At 36.1% G+C, this 23541-nt stretch carries 21 protein-coding genes and 1 riboswitch; of the genes, 10 read left to right on the top strand and 11 right to left on the bottom strand.

Annotated elements, in window-relative coordinates:
• Window positions 1–13 precede the first annotated feature (13 nt).
• From LWE_RS01395 to LWE_RS01370, 6 genes are all read right to left on the bottom strand, one after another.
• Window positions 14–844 (bottom strand): MBL fold metallo-hydrolase, encoded by an 831-nt coding sequence (locus tag LWE_RS01395; protein WP_011701123.1) that lies wholly within the window; start codon window positions 842–844, stop codon window positions 14–16.
• A gap of 117 nt (window positions 845–961) precedes the next feature.
• Window positions 962–1801 (bottom strand): two-component system regulatory protein YycI, encoded by an 840-nt coding sequence (locus tag LWE_RS01390; RefSeq protein ID WP_011701122.1) that lies wholly within the window; start codon window positions 1799–1801, stop codon window positions 962–964.
• A gap of 2 nt (window positions 1802–1803) precedes the next feature.
• On the bottom strand, window positions 1804–3126 hold the full coding sequence (gene yycH, locus LWE_RS01385) for a two-component system activity regulator YycH (protein WP_011701121.1): 1323 nt from the start codon (window positions 3124–3126) through the stop codon (window positions 1804–1806).
• Entirely contained in the window at window positions 3123–4955 is a 1833-nt protein-coding gene (gene walK / locus LWE_RS01380) for a cell wall metabolism sensor histidine kinase WalK (protein ID WP_011701120.1), read from the bottom strand. The genes yycH and walK overlap by 4 nt, the downstream gene beginning before the upstream one ends.
• Window positions 4956–5135: 180 nt before the next feature.
• Entirely contained in the window at window positions 5136–5849 is a 714-nt protein-coding gene (gene yycF / locus LWE_RS01375) for a response regulator YycF (protein WP_003724221.1), read from the bottom strand.
• Between the two features lie 211 nt (window positions 5850–6060).
• Window positions 6061–7242: a pyridoxal phosphate-dependent aminotransferase gene (locus LWE_RS01370; RefSeq protein WP_011701119.1), complete on the bottom strand. Its 1182-nt coding sequence runs from the start codon at window positions 7240–7242 to the stop codon at window positions 6061–6063.
• 152 nt (window positions 7243–7394) lie between these two features.
• A riboswitch (SAM riboswitch) is annotated at window positions 7395–7514 on the top strand.
• 110 nt (window positions 7515–7624) lie between these two features.
• Here LWE_RS01370 and LWE_RS01365 point away from each other — a divergent pair.
• From LWE_RS01365 to LWE_RS01345, 5 genes are all read left to right on the top strand, one after another.
• Window positions 7625–8446 (top strand): MetQ/NlpA family ABC transporter substrate-binding protein, encoded by an 822-nt coding sequence (locus LWE_RS01365; protein WP_011701118.1) that lies wholly within the window; start codon window positions 7625–7627, stop codon window positions 8444–8446.
• A gap of 14 nt (window positions 8447–8460) precedes the next feature.
• On the top strand, window positions 8461–9477 hold the full coding sequence (locus LWE_RS01360; protein ID WP_011701117.1) for a methionine ABC transporter ATP-binding protein: 1017 nt from the start codon (window positions 8461–8463) through the stop codon (window positions 9475–9477).
• Window positions 9474–10136 carry a methionine ABC transporter permease gene (locus LWE_RS01355; RefSeq protein WP_011701116.1) on the top strand — a complete coding sequence of 221 codons (663 nt, stop codon included), beginning with the start codon at window positions 9474–9476 and terminating at the stop codon, window positions 10134–10136. Before LWE_RS01360 ends, LWE_RS01355 begins: the two co-directional genes overlap by 4 nt.
• An 89-nt stretch (window positions 10137–10225) precedes the next feature.
• Entirely contained in the window at window positions 10226–11005 is a 780-nt protein-coding gene (locus LWE_RS01350) for a carbon-nitrogen family hydrolase (protein ID WP_011701115.1), read from the top strand.
• 92 nt (window positions 11006–11097) lie between these two features.
• On the top strand, window positions 11098–11769 hold the full coding sequence (locus tag LWE_RS01345) for a Crp/Fnr family transcriptional regulator (protein WP_011701114.1): 672 nt from the start codon (window positions 11098–11100) through the stop codon (window positions 11767–11769).
• 95 nt (window positions 11770–11864) lie between these two features.
• Here the strand turns inward: LWE_RS01345 and nrdG are convergent, their stop codons facing one another.
• A complete protein-coding gene (nrdG, locus tag LWE_RS01340) occupies window positions 11865–12416 on the bottom strand; it encodes an anaerobic ribonucleoside-triphosphate reductase activating protein (RefSeq protein WP_011701113.1) in 552 nt (183 codons plus the stop codon).
• Complete coding sequence (nrdD, locus tag LWE_RS01335; protein ID WP_011701112.1) at window positions 12409–14559, bottom strand: anaerobic ribonucleoside-triphosphate reductase; 2151 nt, start codon at window positions 14557–14559, stop codon at window positions 12409–12411. Before nrdD ends, nrdG begins: the two co-directional genes overlap by 8 nt.
• 289 nt (window positions 14560–14848) lie before the next feature.
• Between nrdD and LWE_RS01330 the strand changes: the two genes are divergently transcribed.
• The 3 genes from LWE_RS01330 to LWE_RS01320 all read left to right on the top strand — a co-directional run bounded on the left by LWE_RS01330 (window position 14849) and on the right by LWE_RS01320 (window position 17826).
• Complete coding sequence (locus tag LWE_RS01330) at window positions 14849–15949, top strand: ABC transporter ATP-binding protein (protein ID WP_011701111.1); 1101 nt, start codon at window positions 14849–14851, stop codon at window positions 15947–15949.
• A 196-nt stretch (window positions 15950–16145) separates the two neighbouring features.
• On the top strand, window positions 16146–16967 hold the full coding sequence (locus LWE_RS01325; protein ID WP_011701110.1) for a Cof-type HAD-IIB family hydrolase: 822 nt from the start codon (window positions 16146–16148) through the stop codon (window positions 16965–16967).
• Window positions 16968–16983: 16 nt separating this feature from the next.
• Window positions 16984–17826 carry a ComEC/Rec2 family competence protein gene (locus tag LWE_RS01320; RefSeq protein WP_011701109.1) on the top strand — a complete coding sequence of 281 codons (843 nt, stop codon included), beginning with the start codon at window positions 16984–16986 and terminating at the stop codon, window positions 17824–17826.
• Window positions 17827–17896: 70 nt separating this feature from the next.
• Here LWE_RS01320 and LWE_RS01315 read toward each other — a convergent pair whose 3' ends face one another.
• The 3 genes from LWE_RS01315 to LWE_RS01305 all read right to left on the bottom strand — a co-directional run bounded on the left by LWE_RS01315 (window position 17897) and on the right by LWE_RS01305 (window position 21012).
• Window positions 17897–18997 (bottom strand): TcaA second domain-containing protein, encoded by a 1101-nt coding sequence (locus tag LWE_RS01315; RefSeq protein ID WP_011701108.1) that lies wholly within the window; start codon window positions 18995–18997, stop codon window positions 17897–17899.
• Window positions 18998–19076: 79 nt separating this feature from the next.
• A complete protein-coding gene (locus LWE_RS01310) occupies window positions 19077–20132 on the bottom strand; it encodes a DUF5105 domain-containing protein (RefSeq protein ID WP_011701107.1) in 1056 nt (351 codons plus the stop codon).
• A gap of 376 nt (window positions 20133–20508) precedes the next feature.
• On the bottom strand, window positions 20509–21012 hold the full coding sequence (locus tag LWE_RS01305) for a GNAT family N-acetyltransferase (protein WP_011701106.1): 504 nt from the start codon (window positions 21010–21012) through the stop codon (window positions 20509–20511).
• Between the two features lie 136 nt (window positions 21013–21148).
• Between LWE_RS01305 and yidA the strand changes: the two genes are divergently transcribed.
• Both yidA and LWE_RS01295 read left to right on the top strand, forming a co-directional pair.
• Window positions 21149–21961 carry a sugar-phosphatase gene (yidA, locus tag LWE_RS01300; protein ID WP_011701105.1) on the top strand — a complete coding sequence of 271 codons (813 nt, stop codon included), beginning with the start codon at window positions 21149–21151 and terminating at the stop codon, window positions 21959–21961.
• A 116-nt stretch (window positions 21962–22077) separates the two neighbouring features.
• Entirely contained in the window at window positions 22078–23514 is a 1437-nt protein-coding gene (locus LWE_RS01295; protein WP_011701104.1) for a glycoside hydrolase family 1 protein, read from the top strand.
• Window positions 23515–23541: the final 27 nt, after the last annotated feature.

Below are 23541 nucleotides of genomic sequence, written 5' to 3'. Positions count from 1 at the left end.
AAAATGGTGAAACTTAAATCGTAAAGATGGATGTTGCGTTGTCAGGGTCTGTATCAAAAATTTCTAGTTTACCGCCAACATCAATTCCTTCTGAAATAAGTGTTTGTGTTACGCTCATTCTCGCTAATTCTTTCATATTATTGTCTTTACTAAGATGACCTAAATAAATTCGTTTCGTTTGATCCGTAATTACTTCGCTCATAGCTATTGCGGCATCTTCATTGCTCACATGTCCCTCGTCGCCTAAAATTCTGCGTTTTACGTTCCAAGGATAGCGTCCCATTCGAAGCATTTCTACATCATGATTACTTTCAAAAAGATAGGCATCCGCACCAGCAATATGCCCTTTCATACGATCACTCACATAACCAGTATCAGTAATCATTACAAATTTTTTATTCCCGTTATGGAATATGTAAAACATTGGCTCAATCGCGTCATGAGAAACACCAAAGGACTCTACTTGCATACTTCCAAAAGATTTCACTGTTTCCATATCGAATTGAAACTTCTGATCAGAAGAAACTTCACCAATCATATTGTCCATTGCTTTCCACGTTTTTGCATTCGCATATATAGGGAGTTTGTATTTTCGAGCAAGAACTCCTAAACCTTTAATATGATCCGAATGCTCGTGCGTAATTAAAATCGCGTCTAAATCATTCATATTACGACCAACTTGTGCAAACAGACCTTCCATCTTTTTGCCACTTAAACCGCAGTCTACAAGGATTTTTTGATCCCCGGTTTCGATAAGTGTAGCGTTTCCCGAACTCCCACTAGCTAATATACTAAATCGGATTTGATCCGTATCTTTTTCAGTTAGAATTTTATTTGCGAACATTTTTTATCCCCCTAAAGGCTTATATATCTTCTATTGTAACGCTAATCTGGCAAAATTGCATGTGCCATCGTTTGAAAAAGCCAACCTAATTTTGTTTCAATTAGGTTGGCCCATGTCCTACTTTGTTTTTTGACGGCTAGATAATTCTGCGCCTTGCTCTGTTGTTGTTTTGTTCTCTGATTGATTAATTACTTGCTCATCTTTGGCGTTAACTAAAACATAGTTTATTTTTCCAGAATGCTTCACTTCAAAGCACCATACGGGAAAATAAACATTTCCTGATGGTAGTTGCACGGTTGTATAGTAGCCAAATGTTGCGGAAACCACATCACTATCTTGTTTTAATTCGCCATGTTGATACACTGCTTCTAAAGCGTCCGTTGCTGACATTAAGTTCGTTTTTTCTTTTAAATCATCTTGTTTGGACATCCAAGTTTGTTCATAAGACACCACTCTATCATCTTCATCCAAATAAAATGTGATTTGACCTGCTTCATCAAATAAAACCATATTATTATTAATTAGCTGGTTAAATGTTAATGTTTGCGCTTCTTTATCGTAATCCCAAAATTCATAAGACTCTCCTCGATAAACTTCTGTTTCCAAGAATTTCTGGAATTCTGGATTATTACCTTTTTTCCCAGCTTTAACCGGACTTTGCAATACGGAAAAAATTTGTTTGTTGTTATCTTTTAACGTAAGGGATTGTCCAGTTAAATCACTTACATCTTTTGGAGTGAATGCTGCTCTTTCTGTCGTGAAAATAGCTCCACTAGTTGGTTTAGAAGATAATTCTGGATGAGTTATATTATCAGCTTTTAAACGTTCTTCTAGTGTTTCATTCCCAAGTGTATCAGGATCATCTGATAGTTGTTTCGTAAAGAAAATAACAGTTAAAAATATATTTAATATGAGGAGTGTTAAAATAAAAATCAGTTGTGTTTTACGCCAATCCATTTTTATTGACCCTCCTTTTTCGTTTCTGGTTGGAAGATAAACCATTTATCGTGATATTTATATAGCCACGTTGGTTCTAGGGTCACGATTCGGTTCATTCCTGATGACTCACTTCTCGTCATATGGTAGCCAGGAACTATGTCTTCTATTTCTTCTGCTTTCACATTTGGATTAGCCGAAAGTTGTTTATAAACCGAATAGGAAGATGGCAATGTGACTTCTTTTTTCTCACCTGGCACATCTGTATCTAGGCGGAAAAATGGGCGCATATATTTGTATACAGCTTCAAGACCTTCTGTAACAGAAATATCTGCCATTCCATTTTCATTGTAGACTTGTAAATTATCAATAAACAAACTGAAATTGGTTGTCGCACTTTCACCAGTATAACCTGTGAAATAGTACGAACCGTCTCCGGTCCAGCCAGCATGATCATTAATAAAATTGAAGCTATCTTGAATAAGTCCAGCTCTTTTTGCGCTACTAAGATCTTCTGGATTCGTTCGTTCTTGAGATGGATTCACATATTCTAACACTTTATTATCTGTATCCATTTCAATAACACTAGAACCATCTGTATACGTATTTCCTTCGCTTTTAACAGTACCAGAATCTTGGAATAAAGCCGATGTAAATAAGTTTATTTCTAGAGAGTCGATAATATATTTTTTGCGGTTCAGTTTTGTTTCCTCTGAACTTAAGAACATATTGCGTTTATTTAAGATTAATTTATTATTCTGTGTTAATTTATTTTGATTCTTTTTAATGATTTTTTCAATTTTGTCTATATCTTTATTTTGCAACGAACTTTGGTAAATATTTTCCTGATCATCATTCGCAAAATATACTGAATGCAGCCCAGTATCGGTATTGTTAATATCCAAGACAATTCGGTTAAAGAAAGCTGATTCTATTCCGTCTCCTTCTACTTGAAAAATTTGTGAAAAAATCGAAAATGGAATATTATTTGGAAAAACGATTTCGATAGTACCGTTTTTATGAACTACTTTCTCGTATTCCTCACTATTTTTTTTATTAGCTAGGACTACTTCTGAGAAACTGAATGCTTTGCCTTGAGCCATTATTTCATTTAATAAACTTTCATTTAAACTTTGGTAATTATTTCCGTTTGAATTGACAACTAGTTTATACGGCTTGAAAACCTGAGAAGTGGTCATCGTTTTATCAATGGTGGTTTTTTCTACTTCCTTCACATTAATGGCTTCGTAATCGGGTTGTCCTTTCCAAATAAAGTAGCTTAAGACGATGCTGAGTATAACTAAAATTGTTAATAAAAATGAACGAAATCCTGTTTTTTTCATCATTCCCAATCATCCTCCGGTAAGTCACTATATGGCAGGGTGAATTTAATAACTGTACCTTTGGACTTGTTACGTTCTGCCCAAATTCGACCGCCATGCGCTTCGATGACTTCTCGAGCTATAGCCAGTCCTAACCCTGTTCCTCCCATTTCCCGCGAACGAGCTTTATCTACGCGGAAGAATCGGTCGAATACATTTGCTAAATCTTCTTCTGGTACACCTAAACCTTCATCAGCGATACTAATTTCAATTTCATCTTCAAACTTCTTCAAATAAAACGAAATTCTTCCCCCATCTGGTGAATATTTATTCGCATTAGATATGATATTATCTAGCACTTGCATCACTTTATCTTCATCAATTTCAATAATAACTGGCTCTTTTGGAATATGCCGTTTGAACATAATCGTTTCTTTTTTCATCATTTCAAACCGATCGATAATATGGTTAAAGAAGTCCGTGAAATTCACGAAACTTTTTTCTAAGTGTTCTCTACCGCCGTCCATTCTAGAGAGTTTAAGCAAATCATTGACAAGGCGAATCATTCGTTCTGTTTCATTTTGTGTTACTTCAAGGAAGCGTGGTGCAATTTCTTTATCTTCCCAAGCTCCGTCGCTTAGTGCTTCCAAATAGCTGTGCATACTTGTAAGTGGGGTTCTTAATTCATGCGATACGTTGGATACAAAATCGCGGCGTTCTTGATCCACTTTTTCTTGATCTGTAATATCATGTAAAACTGCGATAACACCATTATTGAAGCCAGTTTCACGTTGAATAACGGAAAAATTGGCACGAAGAATATAAGGCTTATCAAGCGTGCTGCGGTCCATCGTTAGCGACCCGTCAACTTCCATTAAATCTTCAAATTGGTAGCTATCTCCAATATCCAACACATCAATGATAGAACGTCCATTTGCGCTTTCGTGTTTAACTCGTAGCATTTTTTCTGCTGGAGTATTAATTAGAATAACTTTTCCACGCCGGTCTGTAGCGATTACGCCGTCGGTCATATAGGCTAATACGGAGGAAAGTTTGCGCCTTTCCCCTTCTGTCATGGCTTGTGCTTCCTGAACACGTTTCGTTAGCGTATTAAAGGAATCAGCAAGTTCCCCAATTTCATCTACACCGTAAACTTTAACTTTGCGGCTGTAATTCCCGCGAGCCATTGCATAAGCTTGGCGTTTCATTTCGACAATTGGTTTCGTAATTGTTCTTGATAGTAAAATACCTAGAATTGCAGTAATAACCATCGCAATCAAAGTTCCTGTGATGAAAATATTCGTGATATCGTCCACTTGTTTATAAACACTTTCAATATCAGCGACAAGATAAATAGCCCCTATCACTTCGCCTTTATTTTTGATAGAGGATACGTTAACCCAAACACGGTTATTTTTATTTGATTCGTCTTTATAAATTTTATCTTCGGAAGTTGTTCCAAGAGATAACGTTCGTTTAACAAGCGGATCGTTGCTCTTTTGTCCAACGATACCTTGATTGTTTAAATTAGATGTGCCAAGAATTTTACCTTTTTCATCTACTATTCTTACTTCTATTAAATTACTACTTGCACGCGAAAAATCGACTAAAAGTTCTCGGATATCATTTTGTAATTTCACTGAGTTATCGCTATTTTTAATGATTTCTTCTCTGGCATTATAATCTAGCAGCGTTATGCTGTTTGTAATAGAATTCTGGAAATTCTTCTCTAATTGTCCTTCAAGCTCACGCACAAAATACGCACCGATTACTTGCATCGCTACAATAATTAATAGCAAATACATAATAACTAACTTAAATTGTACAGACTGAAAAAATCTCATTTTATGCATAAGTCTTTCTACTCCTATTCGGGGTCATATATTGAGATTAGTATACCATATGTTCCAGTAAGAGATATGGTTTTTCTTATTATTTGGGCCCATTTATTTATAGAACAAAATATAGTATAAGCGGATATACCTAAAAAAATGGCCTCCAAAGTTTTCACCTTAGCGACCATTTTTTATTATTTATTCTTGTTCTGGATTGCGTAAATAATACCCGACTCCGCGTCTTGTTACTAACCACGCTGGATGACTTGGATTATCTTCAATTTTTTCACGTAAACGGCGAACTGTAACATCCACAGTACGTACATCACCAAAGTAGTCATAGCCCCAAACTGTTTGGAGTAAATGCTCCCTTGTCATTACTTGTCCCATATGTTTCGCTAAATAGTGGAGTAACTCGAATTCACGATGCGTTAGTTCGATTGTTTCGCCGCGTTTAGATGCAACATAAGCATCTGGATGAATAATCAATGAACCAATTTCTAGTTCACTGTTTTCTTCTTCCTCTGCTGCATTTGAGCTTACTTGGCTATGACGGCGCAAGTTGGCTTTCACACGAGCGATTAGTTCGCGATTACTAAACGGTTTTGTAACATAATCATCGGCACCAAGTTCTAGCCCGATAACTTTGTCAATTTCGGAATCCTTTGCTGTTACCATAATTATTGGCATATCATATTTTTTACGCACTTCACGACATACCTCGATGCCATCGCGACCTGGAAGCATGATATCCAGTAAAATCAAGTCTGGCTGAACTTCTTCTACAAGTTCTAACGCTTCATCGCCATCGTAAGCGCAATATACATCAAAGCCTTCTTTATTTAGATTAAACTTAACTATATCCGCAATCGGTTTTTCGTCATCTACTACAAGAATTTTCTTTTCTGCCATTTTTTTACAGTCCTCTCATTCCTGGATTTCGCCGGCTTTAACCGGGACAGATATTTTTTATTTAATGCATAAAAATCCCACTGAACACTTTAAATTCCGGCCTGTCTTCATAAAACAACATGCTAAGAATAGACTTACTAATCAATTATAACACATACAAGTAATTATCTGAATTATTACAAGCTATTTCCTTTTAAAATAACCTATTTGCTTAGTTTTGTGGCACTTTATCAAATAAATGAAGTTTAGAAATTCGCGTTACAGCTTCTTCTAATCGTTCCTCATCCATTAAAAGGCCTACCCTCACATAACCTTCCCCAAATTTGCCAAAGCCACTTCCGTCAGCGACCGCCACACTTACTTCATTCAATAAATAATCTGCAAACTCGCTACTAGTAAACTGCTCAGGCACGGGCATCCAGGCGAAGAAGGAACCAGCTGGTGCAACTGTTTTCCAGCCAATTTTATCACAAGCCGAGATAAAAGCATTTCTGCGACTTTCATAACGAGCATTTAATTCTGTCACGCATGTTTGATTACCAATGAGCGCTTCGATTGCAGCATCTTGAATTCCAGGAAAAAGACTTACATACATATGATCTTGAAGAAGGTTTATTGCTTCAACCACTTCTTTATTTCCAACGGCAAAACCTACACGCCATCCTGCCATATTATAGGTTTTAGAAAGTGTGTATAATTCAATACCTACTTCTTTTGCACCAGGTGTTTCTAAAAAACTAATCGGTTTCTTACCATCAAATCCAATACCACCATAAGCAAAATCGTGCGCAATTGTTACATTATTTTCTTTGGCAAAAGCAACCGTTTCTTCAAAAAAGTCAGCTGTTGCAACTGCACCAGTTGGGTTATTCGGATAATTTAAATACATTAATTCCGCTTTTTCAGCAATTTCTGGTGGAATTTTAGAGAAATCTGGTAAAAAGTTATTTTCATCAATAAGTGGCATTGTTTCAAATTGAACCTCGCCTAAGACAGCGCCCGACAAATAATCTGGATAACCCGGGTCTGGTAAAAGCATCACATCACCTGGATCCATTAAACACATCGGCAGTTCCACTAGGCCCGTTTTAGTACCAAATAAAATCGCTACTTCTGTATCTGGATCAATAGTCACATTATATTCGCGCGCATAAAAATCAGCTGCAGCTTGTTTTAGCTCCCTTTTTCCACGAAACAAGGAATATTTGTGGTTCATAGGGTTTTCTGAAGCGGTTTTCATTGCTTGAACGATATGTTTGGGTGTTGGCTGGTCTGGGTTTCCTTGACCTAAGTTAATCACGTCATGCCCTTCTGCCACCTTTTTTCCAACTTTTTCTACAAGGCTAGAGAAAAACTGATCTGGTAAATTTTGTAAGCGTTTGGAAATTTTCATTTTACACCCGTCCTTTACAAGTTTCATTGATTAAAATAGTAAAGTTTTCTGAAGTATTTGTCCAGTATGATTTTTTTTAAACTTAAAAAAGCATTGACAAATTTAGGTAAAATGCGTATATTTTTAACTAACAGGTTTTTCTAAAATATTTTCTCTTATCGAGAGCGGCAGAGGGACTGGCCCGATGAAGCCCGGCAACCTAACTTTATTTAAGCGTAAAGTGAAGGTGCTAATTCCAGCAAAATGGTGTATTCCGTTTTGGTAGATGAGAGGAGCTGGATATGTTCGACTTTCCACTTCTCTATTCTAAATAGAGAAGTTTTTTTATTGCTTTCATGAATAAATCTGGATAAATAATCAACATACTAGGGAGGAAAAAAAGATGAGAAAATTAACAAAAGGGTTAGGAATTTTACTTGCATCAAGCCTTATTTTAGGGTTAGCAGCATGTGGAGGCGGAAGTGATGATAAAGCCTTAAGTACAAAAGAAATTACTATTGGAACAACAGCAGGACCTCACCAACAAATCGCTGAAGAAGTTCAAAAATTAGCGAAAAAAGACGGACTTGAAATTAAAATCAAAACATTTGATGATTATAATACACCAAATACAGCTTTAAACGACGGTGACCTTGATGCGAATAACTACCAAACAATCCCGTTCTTAGAGCAACAAAAGAAAGATAAAGGCTACAAATTAGATGTTGCTTTTAAAACAGTAGCTTTCCCAATGGGTGTTTACTCCAACGATATTAAAGACTTAAAAAACCTGAAAAAAGGCGACAAAATTGCCGTTCCAAACGATCCAAGTAACGAATATCGTGGCTTAAAACTTTTTGAAGATGCAGGCATTATTAAACTAAAAGATGGCGTGGAAGAAAAAGCGACGAAAAAAGACGTTGCCGAAAATCCGCTTGACCTTGAAATTGTTGAACTTGAAGCTTCTCAAATCCCTGCACAATTAGATGAAGTTGCAGCGGCAGCTATCAATACTAACTTCGCAATGGGTGCTGGACTTTCTATTAATAAAGACGCAATTTACCACGAACCAACAAAAGACAATCCATATCCAAATGTATTTGTTGTTCGCAGCGAAAATAAAGATGATGAAGTCGTTAAAACATTAGAAAAATATTACCATTCTGATGATGTAAAAGCATTTATTGAAAAAGAATTTAATGGGTCTGTAGTACCTGCATTCTAGGGAGTTGTTTTATTTTGATCGAATTACATCAAGTTTCAAAATCATTTAATGTAAATGGAAAAACCGTAGAAGCCGTGAAAAATGTTTCTATTACAGTCGAAAAAGGAGAAATTTTCGGTGTCGTTGGTTATAGTGGCGCCGGAAAAAGTACGCTCGTTCGTTGCATCAACTTACTTGAACGTCCAGACGCTGGTCAAGTTTTGATTGATGGGAAGAATTTATCTACCCTATCAAGCAAAGAACTTCGTGTGGCTCGTCGGAAAATCGGGATGATTTTTCAAGGGTATAATTTACTTAAAACCGCAACTGTTTATGATAACATTGCCAAACCGTTAAAATTAGAAGGCGTCCCAAAAGACGAAATTGAGACACGTGTGAATAAGTACTTGTCAATTGTTGGCTTAGAGGATAAACGAAACAACTATCCAAGCCAACTTTCTGGCGGTCAAAAACAACGTGTCGCAATTGCTCGTGCTCTTGCACATGAACCAGAAATTCTACTTAGCGATGAAGCAACAAGTGCCTTGGACCCTGAGACAACCGAAGCAATTTTACAGTTGTTACTTAAAATTAACGCTGAGCTTGGGATTACGATTTTCTTAATTACACATGAACTTGATGTCATTCAACGTATTTGCGACCGGGTTGCTGTAATGGAAAATGGGCATTTAGTGGAGCAAGGTACTGTTCTTGATATTTTCACTAAAGCAAAACACGCGACAACAAAACGTTTTGTCGGGTCGGAAGCTAGTTTCGATATCCCACAAGATTTACTTGAAAAATATGTTGCAACTGGAAAATTGGTTTCCTTGCATTTTATTGGGGACGAAGCAGATGAACCTGCACTCGCTCTTGTATCACGCAAATTTGATGTTCTTCCAAGCATTTTGGCTGGCGGCATTGATCATTTAAAAAACGGCACCCTTGGAAAACTGCTCGTTCATTTAAAAGGGAATGAAGAGGAATATAGCAAAGCCATCGCTTATTTGAAAGAATCTGGAGTCGTTGTTGAGGAGGTCGAGTTACTATGAGTTTGTTTTTTGAAGAATGGGGACCGATACTTTGGCAAGGATTTCTAGAAACACTGACGATGACTGGGATTACGCTTGTTATTTCACTTGCAATTGGTTTACCTCTTGGTGTGTTTTTAACTTTAACGCGTAAAGGTGGTCAATCTGAAAATCCAGTTGTCTACAGTATTTTAAACTGGGTAATTAATATTTTACGTTCATTGCCATTTATTATTTTGTTATTCTTAATGATTCCGGTCACACGTTTTGTTGTTGGGACTACTATTGGGATTCAAGGTGTTATTATGCCACTTGTTGTATTTACGGCACCTTATATTGCTCGTTTGATGGAATCTGCCCTCTTGGAAGTAGACCGTGGAGTTATCGAAGCTTACCAAGCAATGGGAATTTCCACACCAAAAATTATTTGGAGCGTTGTCATTCGTGAGGCGCGTTCTGGTATCGTTCTCGGTTTAACTATCGCGACAATCGGTCTAATCGGCGCAACCGCAATGGCTGGACTTGTTGGTGCAGGCGGGCTTGGGACAATTGCTTATCAATATGGTTTCCAACGATTTGAACCGACTGTGATGTATACAACCATTATTATTTTAATTATTATGGTTCAAGCATTACAATCGTTTGGAAATTTCTTATCTAGACGTTTAAAAAAAGATTAATTCACTACTCAGAGCTTGGTGCGAAGTATTCCAGTATGGACTCGCCACCAAGCTTATGTTATTTTTAAAAGAAAAAGGGAGCGAAGAACATGTGGAAGTTGGCATTATGTCAAACCGATGTAGTTTTTAAATATCCTGATGCAAACTATGCACGGATTGAAAAAGCTATTGTCGAAGCTGCAAAAAATGGGGCAGATATAGCTGTTTTACCGGAAATGTGGAATACAGGTTATGCTTTAAATGAGTTAGCTGGAGTTGCTGATTTAAATGGGGAAAGAACAAAAGAATTTTTAGCCAGTTTGTCCGAAAAACATCAAATTGCTATTGTGGGCGGTTCGGTTGCTATTTCAGAAGGAAGCAAATATTCTAATACGATGTATGCTTTTGACAAATACGGTGGCCTACTTTCTTCATATAAAAAGGTTCACTTATTTCAGCTGATGAATGAGCATTTATATTTAGATGCAGGAAATGATACAAACCTTTTCCGCCTAGATGGAGTGTCTTGTGCAGGTTTTATTTGTTATGATATTAGATTCCCAGAATGGATTCGTAAACATACTTCAGAAGGTTCAGAGGTACTATTTATTTCCGCACAGTGGCCAGCTGAACGAATCACACAGTGGGAACAGCTTCTTATCGCACGTGCAATTGAAAACCAAGCTTTTGTTGTTGCTGTCAACCGTGTGGGAGATGATCCTAACAATCATTTTAACGGACATTCACTTGTAATTGATCCACTTGGAAATATAGTTGCTCATGGTGGTGAAGAAGAAGGAAATATTTATGCGGAAATCGACTTAAGTTTAGTTACCGAAACTAGAGGCATTATTCCAGTTTTTACTGATAGACGTCCTGAACTATATTAACCTTAATCCATGTTCTCTGATATAATTGAATTGGTGATATTTTTGTTAACATTATTTTTAAGTTAACTAAAGAAGTGAAGGTGTTTTTAAGCATGGATACAATATTTAGTTATCAAGAGTTCGTCCGGCTTTCGCATGAGGGCAATATCAAATTCGAAAAAATAAAAGTCCCGAAGAACACGGAACTAATTAGTCTTTCTTCTGACAGAGATAATTATGTATATTTAATCATTGAAGGCTTTGTTTCCATCTCAATGACCCCAACCTCAAAAAGCATTTATACCATACTTGGAAAAGGTTCTTTTGTAAATTATTACAGCTTGTTTCAAAGAAATGTATATAACTTTGATTTTAAAACAATTTCGTCTTGTCTTATATACAAATATTCCTTTAAAGATTTAGAGTATTTTCTATCCATGTTTCCTGAAAACTTTGGTTTCCAATTCTTTATAATGAAAGATTTAGCGCGCCATTCTTTTTTTAAGAGTCTTTTTAGTGAATACAGTTCTGTTAATAAATTAGAACTTTCTTTTGCTAATATCGCAAAGCTACATGGAATTCCATTTGAAAAAAACCGTGTTATTTTACCTAAAGAAATGCGCACTAGTGTTATAGCAGCATATAGCAACCTTTCTAAAAGTAGTTTTTATAAACAATTGATGCAACTGAAAGAAGAAGGAAAAATTCAAAAACATGATAATCGCTGGGTTGTTAATAATAAAGATTTGTATGATTATACGAAAAATAGGTTACTTGATGTTTAATAAAAATCCGCTCTTTTCGAAGGGCGGATTTTTGTTTATAGCTTATTTTTTCTTAATGAAAATAAAGAAGCCCCCTATCACAAGAGGACTTCTTTTCACAATTGATATAATACTACTTCTTTTGTGGCAAGTGATTTTTGTACGTCGATAATTCGTTGATTGCTGGAACCGCGGAATGCTAGGTTTGAATCGAATAGTTTTTGTTCAAAGCGCCCGTCTACAAGGACATCTATTAAGGATAAAAGTTCGAGTTTGTCGGTTGTTTCTTGCATCATTTCATCCCAAGTGTAGCCTGTCCATGACCAAATATCTTTTGTGTCACCATATGTCGCGCGGATTCGTTTCACGACAGATAAGCAAGTAGCGGTGTTTAAAAATGGTTCTCCACCAAGTAACGTTAGGCCTTGGACGCTCTCATGTCCGATGTCTTTTAGGATATCGTCTTCTAATTCTTTTGTGTAAGGTTTGCCATATTTAAATGACTGCGCAGCCTTGTTGTAGCAGCCCTCGCAGTGGAAAGGACATCCAGATACATATAAACTGCACCGAACGCCCTCCCCGTCAACAAAATTAAATGCTTTATAGTCAGCGATATACCCTCTGGATAATTCATTCGACTTCCATTCACACGGTTTTGGGTTATTCACCTAAATCCTCCATATGTTTCACACGATTGCTAATTTCTACATGACGTCCATGAACCATCGGACGTTTCATTGGATTCCCTAAGTAACCACAAGTACGTTTAACTACGTCTGCTTTTTCAGGGTCTGTATTCCCACAACTTGGACACTTAAAGCCTTCTTCTGTTGGCACAAATTCCCCTTCAAAATCACATTCGTAACATTTATCAATCGGTGTATTTGTACCAAGATAAGCTACGCGATCATAAGAGTAATCCCATACAGCTTCCAGCGCTTTCGTGTTGTGAACCATTTTTGGATACTCACAATAATGAATGAATCCGCCAGAGCAAAATTCTGGATAGTCTTTTTCAAAATCAATTTTCTCAAATGGAGTGATTTTTTTACGAACATCATAGTGGAAAGAGTTTTGATAATAGTCTTTATCCGTGATGTCTTTAATGACGCCATATTTTTCTTTATCTAAACGGTTGAAACGATCTGTTAAGCTTTCACTTGGTGTGGAATATACACTGAACCAATAGCCATATTTTTCTTTCCAGTCATCCGCATACGTTTTTAATTCTTTTACAATATCAAGGGTGAAGTTTTTTGCTTCTGCATCGCCTTCCCATTCGCCACCATAAAACACAGTTGCCGCTTCATATAGACCAATATAGCCGATAGAAATCGTGGAGCGTTCTTTATTGAAAAGTTGGTCGACATTTTCGCCATCTTGTAGTCGTTTGCCAAAAGCACCGTATTTATATAAAATTGGCGCATTTTCTGGGCGTGCTTGACGTACACGATTTAAACGGAAAAGTAGTGCATCTTTGACGGTTTTCATACGTTCATGGAAAATTTCCCAGAAACGATCTTTGTTACCACCACTTTGAATAGCAATACGTGGAATATTTAGCGTTACGACTCCAAGATTGTTTCTTCCCGCGTTCACATGCTCTCCGTTCTCATTTTTCCAAGCCGGTAAAAAGGAACGACAGCCCATTGGCACTTTGAAATCACCTGTTAAACGAACCAGTGAATCATAGTTGAGTACATCTGGATACATCCGTTTAGAGGAGCATTCTAGCGCCAGTTGTTTAATATCATAGTTTGAATCTGCCGCATTTAAGTTAGTGCCACGACGAATCGAAAATACTAATTTCGGGAAAATCGCTGTATGTTTATCTTTTCCAACCCCGCCAATCCGAACTTTTAGGATTGCTTTTTGAATTTCACGAGCGAACCAATCTTGCCCAAGACCGAAGCCCAGTGTTACGAATGGTGTTTGTCCATTACTTGTATATAAAGTATTGATTTCGTATTCTAAGCTTTGCATGGCATCATAAATATCTTTACGTGTTTTCTCCGCTGCATAGCCTTCTTGTTTCTCTGGAACGACCCATTCTACTGCGTCTTTTTTGTGTTTTTCAAAGTTCAGGCGCGCATAAACGGATAATACTTCATCAATTCGGTCAACTGAACAGCCGCCATACTGCGAACTTGCTACGTTTGCGATTATTTGAGCAATTTGCGCTGTAGCTGTTTGGATGGATTTTGGACTTTCTACATTAGCGTTTCCAATCGTAAATCCTTTTTTCAGCATGCCTTCAATATCAATTAAGCAACAGTTAGTCATTGCATGGTATGGGCTGTAGTCTAAATCGTGAAAATGAATTTCTCCTTTTAAATGAGCGTTCGATACGTGTTTTGGTAGCATGTATTTTAATGCGTAACTTTTTGCTACGGCTCCTGCTGTCAAATCGCGTTGGGTGTTAAAGACTGTTGCGTCTTTGTTGGCATTTTCGTTGACTACTGTTTTATCTTTTTGTAATAATTTTTCTACGCTTTTGTGCATATCTGTGATGTTTTCACGCTCATGGTCCCGGTCATGGCGGTACTCTATGTAAGCCCTCGCTACATCAGGATACGTCGATTTCATTAAGGTGTTTTCGACGCAATGCTGGATTTCATCGATGGTCATATCTGTCTTGTTAGGTAATTCACTTACAACCTCAAGCAAAATCTCTTCTAAGAAAGTTTCATCCTCTAAATCAATTGCTTTCATAGATGCTTCGACAGCATTACGGATTTTAATTAAATCGAAGTTCGCTTTGCGGCCGTCCCTTTTTATCACCATTTGTTCATTAAGTTGTTCCACGTACATGATAATCCCCCACTAACTATATATTGTGTCTGCTTTAATAATATAACACAATATGAAGTTTTTTTGTAATGATATCTGAGGTTTTTTCTGAATTGGGACTAAAGAATTAATTGTCATGAAAAATACTTCACATAAAAGGTCTTTTGTCACTTTACTTCTATTTATTTTTTTGGTAATTAGGCATGTTGCCCAACAGATGATTTTTTTCTTTGTGCAAATTGCCATAGTTTTTGTAAAGCGTTTTCATATACAATGAACACAAGTTAAAAAATAGAAAGAGGCGAACGAATTGGCACAATTATCACTTGAACATATTTATAAAATATACGATAACAAAGTAACTGCGGTATCTGATTTTAATTTAGAAATCGATGACAAAGAATTCATCGTTTTTGTAGGACCATCTGGTTGTGGTAAATCTACAACTTTACGTATGATTGCTGGACTAGAAGAAATTTCTAAAGGTGAACTTTCTATTGACGGCAAGGTAATGAATAATGTTGCGCCAAAAGACCGTGATATCGCAATGGTATTCCAAAACTACGCATTATATCCACATATGACTGTATATGATAATATGGCATTCGGTTTAAAACTTCGTAAAATGCCTAAAGATGATATTAAAAAACGCGTGGAGCATGCAGCAAATATTCTTGGCTTAACTGAATACTTAAAACGTAAACCAAGTGCACTTTCAGGTGGTCAACGTCAACGTGTTGCATTAGGTCGTGCGATTGTCCGTGACGCAAAAGTCTTTCTAATGGATGAACCACTTTCTAACTTGGATGCAAAATTACGTGTTCAAATGCGTGCGGAAATTACCAAATTGCATCAACAACTAGATACTACAATGATTTACGTAACCCATGACCAAACAGAAGCAATGACAATGGCTACTCGTATTGTCATCATGAAAGATGGCGTTATCCAACAAGTTGGTTCTCCAAAACAAGTGTATGACCATCCTGTGAATATGTTTGTAGCTGGCTTTATTGGTAGTCCCGCAATGAACTTCTTCAAAGGTCGTTTAGATGGATCAAACTTTATTGGTGATGATTTCACTATCGCTGTTCCAGAAGGCAAATTGAAACTGCTTAAAGACAAAGGCTTTGACGGTAAAGATATCGTTTTCGGTATCCGTCCTGAAGACATTCACGATGAACCAATTGTTATCGAAGCAAATCCTGGTTATACGTTCAAAGCAACGACAATTGTTGCTGAACTTACTGGTGCTGAATTTATGCTTCATAGCCGTGTTGGTACACATGAATTCGTAGCACGTGTTGATGCTCGCTCGGAACATCAACCAAACGAAGTACTAACTTTAGCTTTCGAAATGGCTAAATCTCACTTCTTTGATCCAGAAACTGAAGATAACTTAACTGATTAATATACTTGAAAAACCGCCAAATTTGGCGGTTTTTTCTTATTTCCCCAAAATTCATAATCCCTCTGCTCTCTTCTTAAAAAGATCATTCTAAGCTAGCAAAGAAAGCGTAAAAATTCCCTTTAAAATATTGAATTATAATAACTATTCCATTCGTACATGGTATACTTATGCTATAAACTAAAAAGGATGATTTTATTTGAATAAAAAATATTTAATTTGCTCTGATATTGATGGCACTTTACTGCACCAAGATCAAACTGTATCTGAAAAAACGCGCGATTTAATTCAAAAGTTAGAAAATGACGGTCATATTTTTTCTATTTCCACTGGACGTATGTATCGTTCTGCTCGCGAAGTCGGCCACAAAGTGAGTCAATCTGGCCATGTGATTGCTTCTAATGGTTCCTACGCTGCCATTCGCGATGAAGAAATCCTAAAAACCACATTAGAAGAACACGCTATTCGTGATACTTATGCTATTATGCGCGAATTTAATTTGCCACTTTTCTTCTTCTCTACCAATTCTCTTTTTTATACAAAAGAGCCGCCCGCTTTTTTTCAAAACTTAGCGGATAAAAGTCGTCTTGACACTGGGCACAATAGTTTTTCGCTTGTTTCTATTAATGATAAAGATGCTTTTGATGAAAATATGCACCAATTTTTAAATGCGATTGTTGTTGCTGAAGAAGATGCTTCACAGCTAACCGATGTTCGTAATGCTTTAAATGAAGCAAGTGGAATCCGAGTTCTTTCCTCGCATCACAACAATTTAGAAATTTTACCAGCTAATTCGGATAAAAAAACAGCCGTGGAAATACTTAGCAAACACTACAATATTCCGCGTGAAAGAATTATTACATTTGGTGATGGTGAAAATGATATCGGCATGCTACAATATGCTGGTACAGGAGTTGCTATGGCTAATGCTAGCGATAATGTTAAAGCCGCAGCAAATCATATTACAGACACGAATGAAGCAGACGGGGTGTACAAGTTTCTAAAGGAATTCATTTCATAAGAGAAGAGGAAAAGGGATGAAAAAAGGGTTTTTAAAGGTGTTTTTAGTTTTTGCATTAGTGACAGGATTATCAGTTCCTAACGCTATTCAAGCAGAAGCAGCAACACCAACCATCAAAGTACATTTCATCGATGTAGGTCAGGGAGATGCGATTTACATCAAAGCACCAAGTGGCGAAGATATTCTAATCGATGCTGGCAATAAAGGAAAAGGGAAAACCGTTGTTAACTATTTAAAGAAAATGAAAGTAAAAGACATTGAAATTATGATTGCTTCTCATTCTGACGCAGATAATATCGGCGGATTACCAGAAGTTATGAACAGCATTAAAGTCAAAAGTCTTTATGCTCCTCAAAATAGTAATACAACAGCTGCGTATAAAAACTTTGTAAATACAGCCAAAAAGAAAAAATTAACTATTATAAATGCAAAAGCAGGCGTAAAACTTCCAATAAAAGGTGTTACAGCTCAATTTGTTGGTCCTGTGAAAACTTATGGGAAAACAGATCGAAACAATTGGAGCGCAGTGCTTCAAGTTACTTATAAGAAAAACACTTTCCTATTCACAGGTGATGCACAAACAAAAGCCGAAAATGATATGATAAAAGCGAAGAAAAAACTTAGAGCTGACGTTTTAAAAGTAAGCACACAAGGTTCTAAAGCAGCTACTAGCAAGGCTTTTGTCAATGTTGTAAAACCTAAATATGCCATTATAAGTGTTGGTAAAAACGGCTACGGCCACCCTACCTCACAAACAGTAAATACATTAACTAAAGCAAAAGCCAAAGTATACCGAACAGACAGAAACAAAACAGTTGTTGTAACTGGCAATGGATCTTCTTATTCAATCGGTAGATAATAAAAAAAGCCAAAGATGAGAGCGAAAACTCTTTCTTTGGCTTTTTTAATATGTTAATAACTATTAATATTTATATATCTTCTTCTTTTTTTAAGGTCCATTCGTAATTAACGGGGTTTTTGTGTGTTATTTTGCTGATATTCTTCCACTTAGCATCACTATAGGATTCAGCAGCTGAATCAAGCAACCATTTATCAAGCTTAGTATCATATACAAAAACAAGCTCTCGAACTCCAGCAAGTTGAAGTTCTACTGGAAAACTATTTTCTTCTATAGTTTGGACGTTACCTTCCATATTAATATCTGCCTCTACCGTTGCTTCCCAAGCATCTACATTCTTTTCAATTTCAATGCTATCATTATTAACTTGTAGTTCATAATATTTTAGATTAGTTTTGGCTAAATATGGTAAAAGCAAGTTCGTTTGCAAAAGAGCCGATTCTCTGTAGTTATCAGTTACATTGATAAGCTTTGTATTATCAAGCCCCCCTCCCCAATATTGAGCAAACTCAGTCATACATCCATCAATATTTTTACTGAAAGTTGATTGAAACGATTTGTCTTTAGATAAGACATCCCCAACTTGTAGATCTAAATTGGAATCTTTTTTCACAAGCTGTTCGTTCTCGAAGTGTACTATCGGTATGTCTATAGAGCTAGTTAAGGAAACAGCAACATCGTAAACACCAGGCATAAGCGGACCATACTTATCTGCTTTTTTCACATAAGGTATTTCTTTTTTATTTGTAGAAAGTGATGTTTTGTCTGCATCCGTAGTCACTGTAAAGTATAACGGCTTAATGCTCAAAGCATAATGAGGAAAGAAAACCATATCTTTTCCATCCTTTACAAATGTATAAGGAAACTCAATTGAATAGCTATTTTCTTCTCCTTCAGTTTCCCTTTTTAATGTTTTTAAAAATTGTGCTTTATCTGCCGGATTATTATTTAAATAATTAATAAATGCCTGGCTACCAGTTTTATCTATTTTAAAAGAATCATCATTTGTTGTTAAGAGTGTCTTCATTTCTTCTGCATTATTATTTTCAAGTGCATGCTTAAAATTGCTATAATAGTCTGATTTAGAATGGGTTAACATTCCCCAAATGAAAAAGACACAAATCAATATAAATACTATTCCGCCAATGACTAACCATTTTTTATGTTTCACAACTTAATCTCCTATCTGAAAACCAGTTCTCAAATAATAGATTTTGAACTATTGCTTGAGAACTGGCTACTTATTACTATTAAATATCTCCAATAAAAGCTGAGATTACATATTTATTATCATCTAGGCTTAAGTCTACATTCCATTTACCATCTTTCTTTTCAAGATATAGTAAAAGATCTTCTGACTCACCTTTCAACTTCGATTTTTCCAGAATTTCTTTATATTTAGAGTACGCATATTTTTCTGCACCCTCATAGTCCTCCGAAGAATCCATATACTTCTCTTCATATTCATAAAATAGTTCTTCTATAGCATAATCAGATAATGCTTCTTCTATATCAATACTTACAACCGCTTGATCATCAAATTGAGCATATAGATCTTTATCGAACTTAGCTCGCTTGCCTTGTACTAAGGTAAAACTATCAAAACTTTTTTTATAATCTTCATCTTTGAGATCTAATTCTGAGAATAACATATCTTCATTTTCTTTTTGATATTCCTCAAGTATTTCTTTTTTAGTTTCATCTTTATTATTACCAACTAGCTTGTCATAATCTTCATTTTCTTTTCCTAAAAACTGAACATCTATAAATGCAGTTGCAGCTTTTTGGCTTTCATCAAATACTTTTGTTGAATCTGCATATTTAGATAAATCTAAGTCTAATTCAATATCTTCATCTTCTGCTGAATCACCATAAGATTCTTGGGAATATACTAACTTATAATCTTTTTTTGGATCAATATTAAAAAAGATTGTTCCTGTTACATTTTTACCTGCACTTAATCGTTCAGTTTCAAAAGTATTAATATCTCTATTGTATACATCTTCTGCTTTTATTTTTTCACCATTATCTTCTTCATAAAGCTCAAATGCATAAGAATCAACAACTATTTTTTCTTTACCAGTATTGCTCACATTTATTGTTAACGCGAGTGTACTTGAATCGTCTTTAGTTACTTCAGGAATTACTGAATATTCTCCCGATTTTACTTCTACTTTTACCGAATCATTCGAAGCTTTTGGTTCTACTTTTACTTTCTTTTTATCCGAATCAGATGTCCCTGTTCCTCCACATCCTACTAATAAAGCTAAACAAAATATGGTTAATAATGTGACTAATTTTTTCATTCTGTCTTCCTCCCTGTTGTAAACTCCCTTATAAATGATTAACTTCTCCATTTTGAATCCATCTTTTCTCTTAGCTAAAACTTTCTATTAATCCCCCTCAATAAGTTTTAACTTCCATCTCCTTATATTTTTCCATTCATATTCGATTGCTAGTTTTTAACTACTTTTATTATGTCATTTTCCAGCAAATCACAAATATTATAACATAGGAAATAAGACAAGGTAGTCAATAGTAGCAATTAAAGCAAAAGAAATATGGCAATTTTTTGAATTCTTTAATTTCTTCACATTCCTTATAAAAAAAGCCAAATAAACAACAAAACAGCAATTCCTTTTTTAAGGAATTACTGTTTTAATTTATACAACTATATCTTTTTCACTTAATATCTAACACAAAAATCGCAACCTGTTGTTTTTTCTCGCCGTATGTTGCTTCTTTAGTTTCTTGTTTCGTATAACCTAAATGTTCAAAAAATCCGCGACCTTTTTCATTTTCTTCTAAAACGGCTATAGCTAAAGAATCTGCACCACCGTCATTTGCCCATTCCTTAATAGTTTGATGAAGCACTTTTCCAAGACCGTTGTTGCGAGCATCTGGAGTTAAAAGAAGCAAACCAATAAACCAACGACCTTTTCTTGGATAATCCGAAACAATATCCACTAAGCCGATTGGTTTTTCATGTTCATCCAACACAGCCAGCACGAATTTATCGAATCTTGTTTTCCCGTCTGGAATTTCTGTAATAATTTTTAACGCATCATTTTTCGATGCAGGCTTATCTTGTTCAATTAAATAATAATCTTCTGATGCCATGCAAACTGCCTCTGCAAGTTCCACATCTTTTTCATTTAAAAATTTCACATGATAATTACGTTTCATTATTTCACTCTTTTCTTTTATCAAGTTTCCAAATCAATCATGCCATAAATTCCCAGTTGTTTCAATAGATAGCCGCAAATCCGTCTTAATTTATGCTATACTAGAATGAGTTTATGATGGAAAAGGAGCTAGTATATTGTATAAATTAATTGCGATTGATATTGATGGAACACTGCTAACAGATGATCATAAGGTTACAGATGAAGTAAAAGAAGCCATTCGCCAAGCCAAAATAAAAGGTGTAAAAGTCGTGCTTTGTACAGGACGACCTCTTGTTGGGGTAGAAAATTATTTAACTGACCTTGAATTACGCGAGGAAGGCGATTATGTGATTAGCTTTAATGGTGCGTTTGTTCAAGATACGTATACGAAAGAAGTTATTTCTCACTTAACGCTTGGCATAGATGATTTAAAAGAAATTTACCAAGTGAGCTTAGATAGTAATTTGCACATGCATTTCTTTGATGACAAAGCACTTTACACACCAAACCGAGAAATCGGAAAATATACAATTGTAGAAGCATATCTCACTGGTAGCCAATTGATTTTTAAAGAAATCGAAAACGTGCCAGAAGATTTTATTATGTCGAAAGCAATGTTTATTGAAGAAGCACCAGAACTTGAGGCTGGTATTGCAAAAATGCCGGAATCATTCAAAGAAAAATATCATTTAGTTCGTAGCACGCCATTTTATTTAGAAATTCTGAATCGTGATGCTAGTAAAGGTAACGCAGTAAAAGAATTATCTGAAAAACTTGGCATTAAGCAAAGTGAAGTCATCTGTATTGGCGACCAAGAAAATGACGTAACGATGCTTGAATTTGCGGGACTTGGTATTGCAATGGGCAATGCGCCGGATCATATCAAAGAATTAGCTGACTATACAACTGCATCAAATAATGATAGTGGTGTCGCAAAAGCTATCCAAAAATTCGTGCTCGATAAATAAATCAAAAACGCAGATTCCTTTTCGAATCTGCGTTTTTTAACTATCTTTTTAAAAGAATATACTTTAAAATAAAGAAGTAATGTGTTTTATGAGTTAAGTACTGAGGAGGGTTTTAAATGGAACACAAAAAACGAACAAGTTTTCCGGAAGATTTCTTATGGGGATCGGCTTCAGCGGCGTACCAAATTGAAGGAGCGTGGGATGCAGACGGCAAGGGCCCATCGGTTTGGGATGAGTATGTCAGAATTCCGGGCACCACTTACAAAGGAACAAACGGTGATGTAGCGGTAGACCATTATCATCGCTATAAAGAAGATGTTAAATTGATGGCAGATGCTGGTCTTAAGGCCTATCGTTTTTCCATTGCTTGGTCGCGTATCTTCCCTCAAGGAAAAGGGGAAGTAAATGAGGCTGGACTTAAATTTTATGATGATTTAATTGATGAACTTCTAAAATATAACATTGAACCACTTGTCACGATTTATCACTGGGATATTCCTCAAGCGCTTTTCGACGAATACGGTGGTTGGGAATCACGGGAAGTCATTCAAGATTTTACAAACTATGCCATCACCTTATTTAAACGCTACGGTGATCGAGTGAAATACTGGGTGTCTTTAAACGAACAAAATATCTTTGTTGGGATGGGTTATGGTCAAGCCCTTCACCCGCCGAAAGTTTCTGATTCAAAACGGATGTATGCTGTAAACCATATCGCCAACTTAGCAAACGCTAGTGTTATCAAAGCTTTCCACGAAATCGTTCCTGATGGAAAAATTGGACCAAGTTTTGCTTACACACCACATTATCCAATCGATACAGATCCAAAAAACGTTCAAGCTGCAGACGATGCGGAAGAATTAAATAGTTACTTCTGGATGGATGTTTATGCGTATGGACGTTATCCAAGTGCGGTTTGGAAATATCTTGAAGAACAAAATATTGCGCCTACAATTGAAGATGGTGATATGGAATTACTACGTGCTGGCACACCTGATTTTATGGGACTGAATTACTATCAATCCGCAACAGTTGCTTATAATCCACTTGATGGGGTTGGTATGAGTAATGAAATGAATACGACAGGTAAGAAAGGCACATCAAAAGAGACTGGCGTTCCAGGCATTTATAAGAAAGTTGTTAATCCTTTTGTAAAAACAACCAACTGGGACTGGACAATTGACCCGAAAGGTTTACAAATTGCTTTACGTCGCATTAACAGCCGCTATCAACTCCCTATTTTAATTACAGAAAATGGTTTAGGGGAATTTGATAAATTGGTGGACGGAGAAGTAAACGATGACTACCGTATCGACTATCTGAGTGCCCACGCAACAGCTATTCGCGATGCAATCAGTGATGGGGTTGATATGTTAGGATACTGTACTTGGAGCTTCACCGATCTTCTAAGCTGGTTAAATGGCTATCAAAAACGTTATGGTTTTGTTTATGTTGATCGTGATGTAGAAGATGATGCCCCAATGACACGGATTCCGAAGAAAAGTTATTACTGGTATAAAAAAGTAATTGAAACAAATGGAGAAGAATTATAAAAAAATGGGAAACTAACCACCCATGAA

Source organism: Listeria welshimeri serovar 6b str. SLCC5334 (assembly GCF_000060285.1).
GTDB lineage: Bacteria > Bacillota > Bacilli > Lactobacillales > Listeriaceae > Listeria > Listeria welshimeri.
The sequence above is the reverse complement of the archived record's forward strand: the minus strand, read 5'-3'. Positions and strand labels throughout refer to the sequence as shown.

Coding starts and splice junctions, on each gene's coding strand:
- LWE_RS01395 (WP_011701123.1), bottom strand. CDS start 844: ATGTTCGCAAATAAAATTCTAACTGAAAAAGATACGGATCAAATCCGA.
- LWE_RS01390 (WP_011701122.1), bottom strand. CDS start 1,801: ATGGATTGGCGTAAAACACAACTGATTTTTATTTTAACACTCCTCATA.
- yycH (WP_011701121.1), bottom strand. CDS start 3,126: ATGATGAAAAAAACAGGATTTCGTTCATTTTTATTAACAATTTTAGTT.
- walK (WP_011701120.1), bottom strand. CDS start 4,955: ATGCATAAAATGAGATTTTTTCAGTCTGTACAATTTAAGTTAGTTATT.
- yycF (WP_003724221.1), bottom strand. CDS start 5,849: ATGGCAGAAAAGAAAATTCTTGTAGTAGATGACGAAAAACCGATTGCG.
- LWE_RS01370 (WP_011701119.1), bottom strand. CDS start 7,242: ATGAAAATTTCCAAACGCTTACAAAATTTACCAGATCAGTTTTTCTCT.
- LWE_RS01365 (WP_011701118.1), top strand. CDS start 7,625: ATGAGAAAATTAACAAAAGGGTTAGGAATTTTACTTGCATCAAGCCTT.
- LWE_RS01355 (WP_011701116.1), top strand. CDS start 9,474: ATGAGTTTGTTTTTTGAAGAATGGGGACCGATACTTTGGCAAGGATTT.
- LWE_RS01350 (WP_011701115.1), top strand. CDS start 10,226: ATGTGGAAGTTGGCATTATGTCAAACCGATGTAGTTTTTAAATATCCT.
- LWE_RS01345 (WP_011701114.1), top strand. CDS start 11,098: ATGGATACAATATTTAGTTATCAAGAGTTCGTCCGGCTTTCGCATGAG.
- nrdD (WP_011701112.1), bottom strand. CDS start 14,559: ATGTACGTGGAACAACTTAATGAACAAATGGTGATAAAAAGGGACGGC.
- LWE_RS01320 (WP_011701109.1), top strand. CDS start 16,984: ATGAAAAAAGGGTTTTTAAAGGTGTTTTTAGTTTTTGCATTAGTGACA.
- LWE_RS01310 (WP_011701107.1), bottom strand. CDS start 20,132: ATGAAAAAATTAGTCACATTATTAACCATATTTTGTTTAGCTTTATTA.
- LWE_RS01305 (WP_011701106.1), bottom strand. CDS start 21,012: ATGAAACGTAATTATCATGTGAAATTTTTAAATGAAAAAGATGTGGAA.
- LWE_RS01295 (WP_011701104.1), top strand. CDS start 22,078: ATGGAACACAAAAAACGAACAAGTTTTCCGGAAGATTTCTTATGGGGA.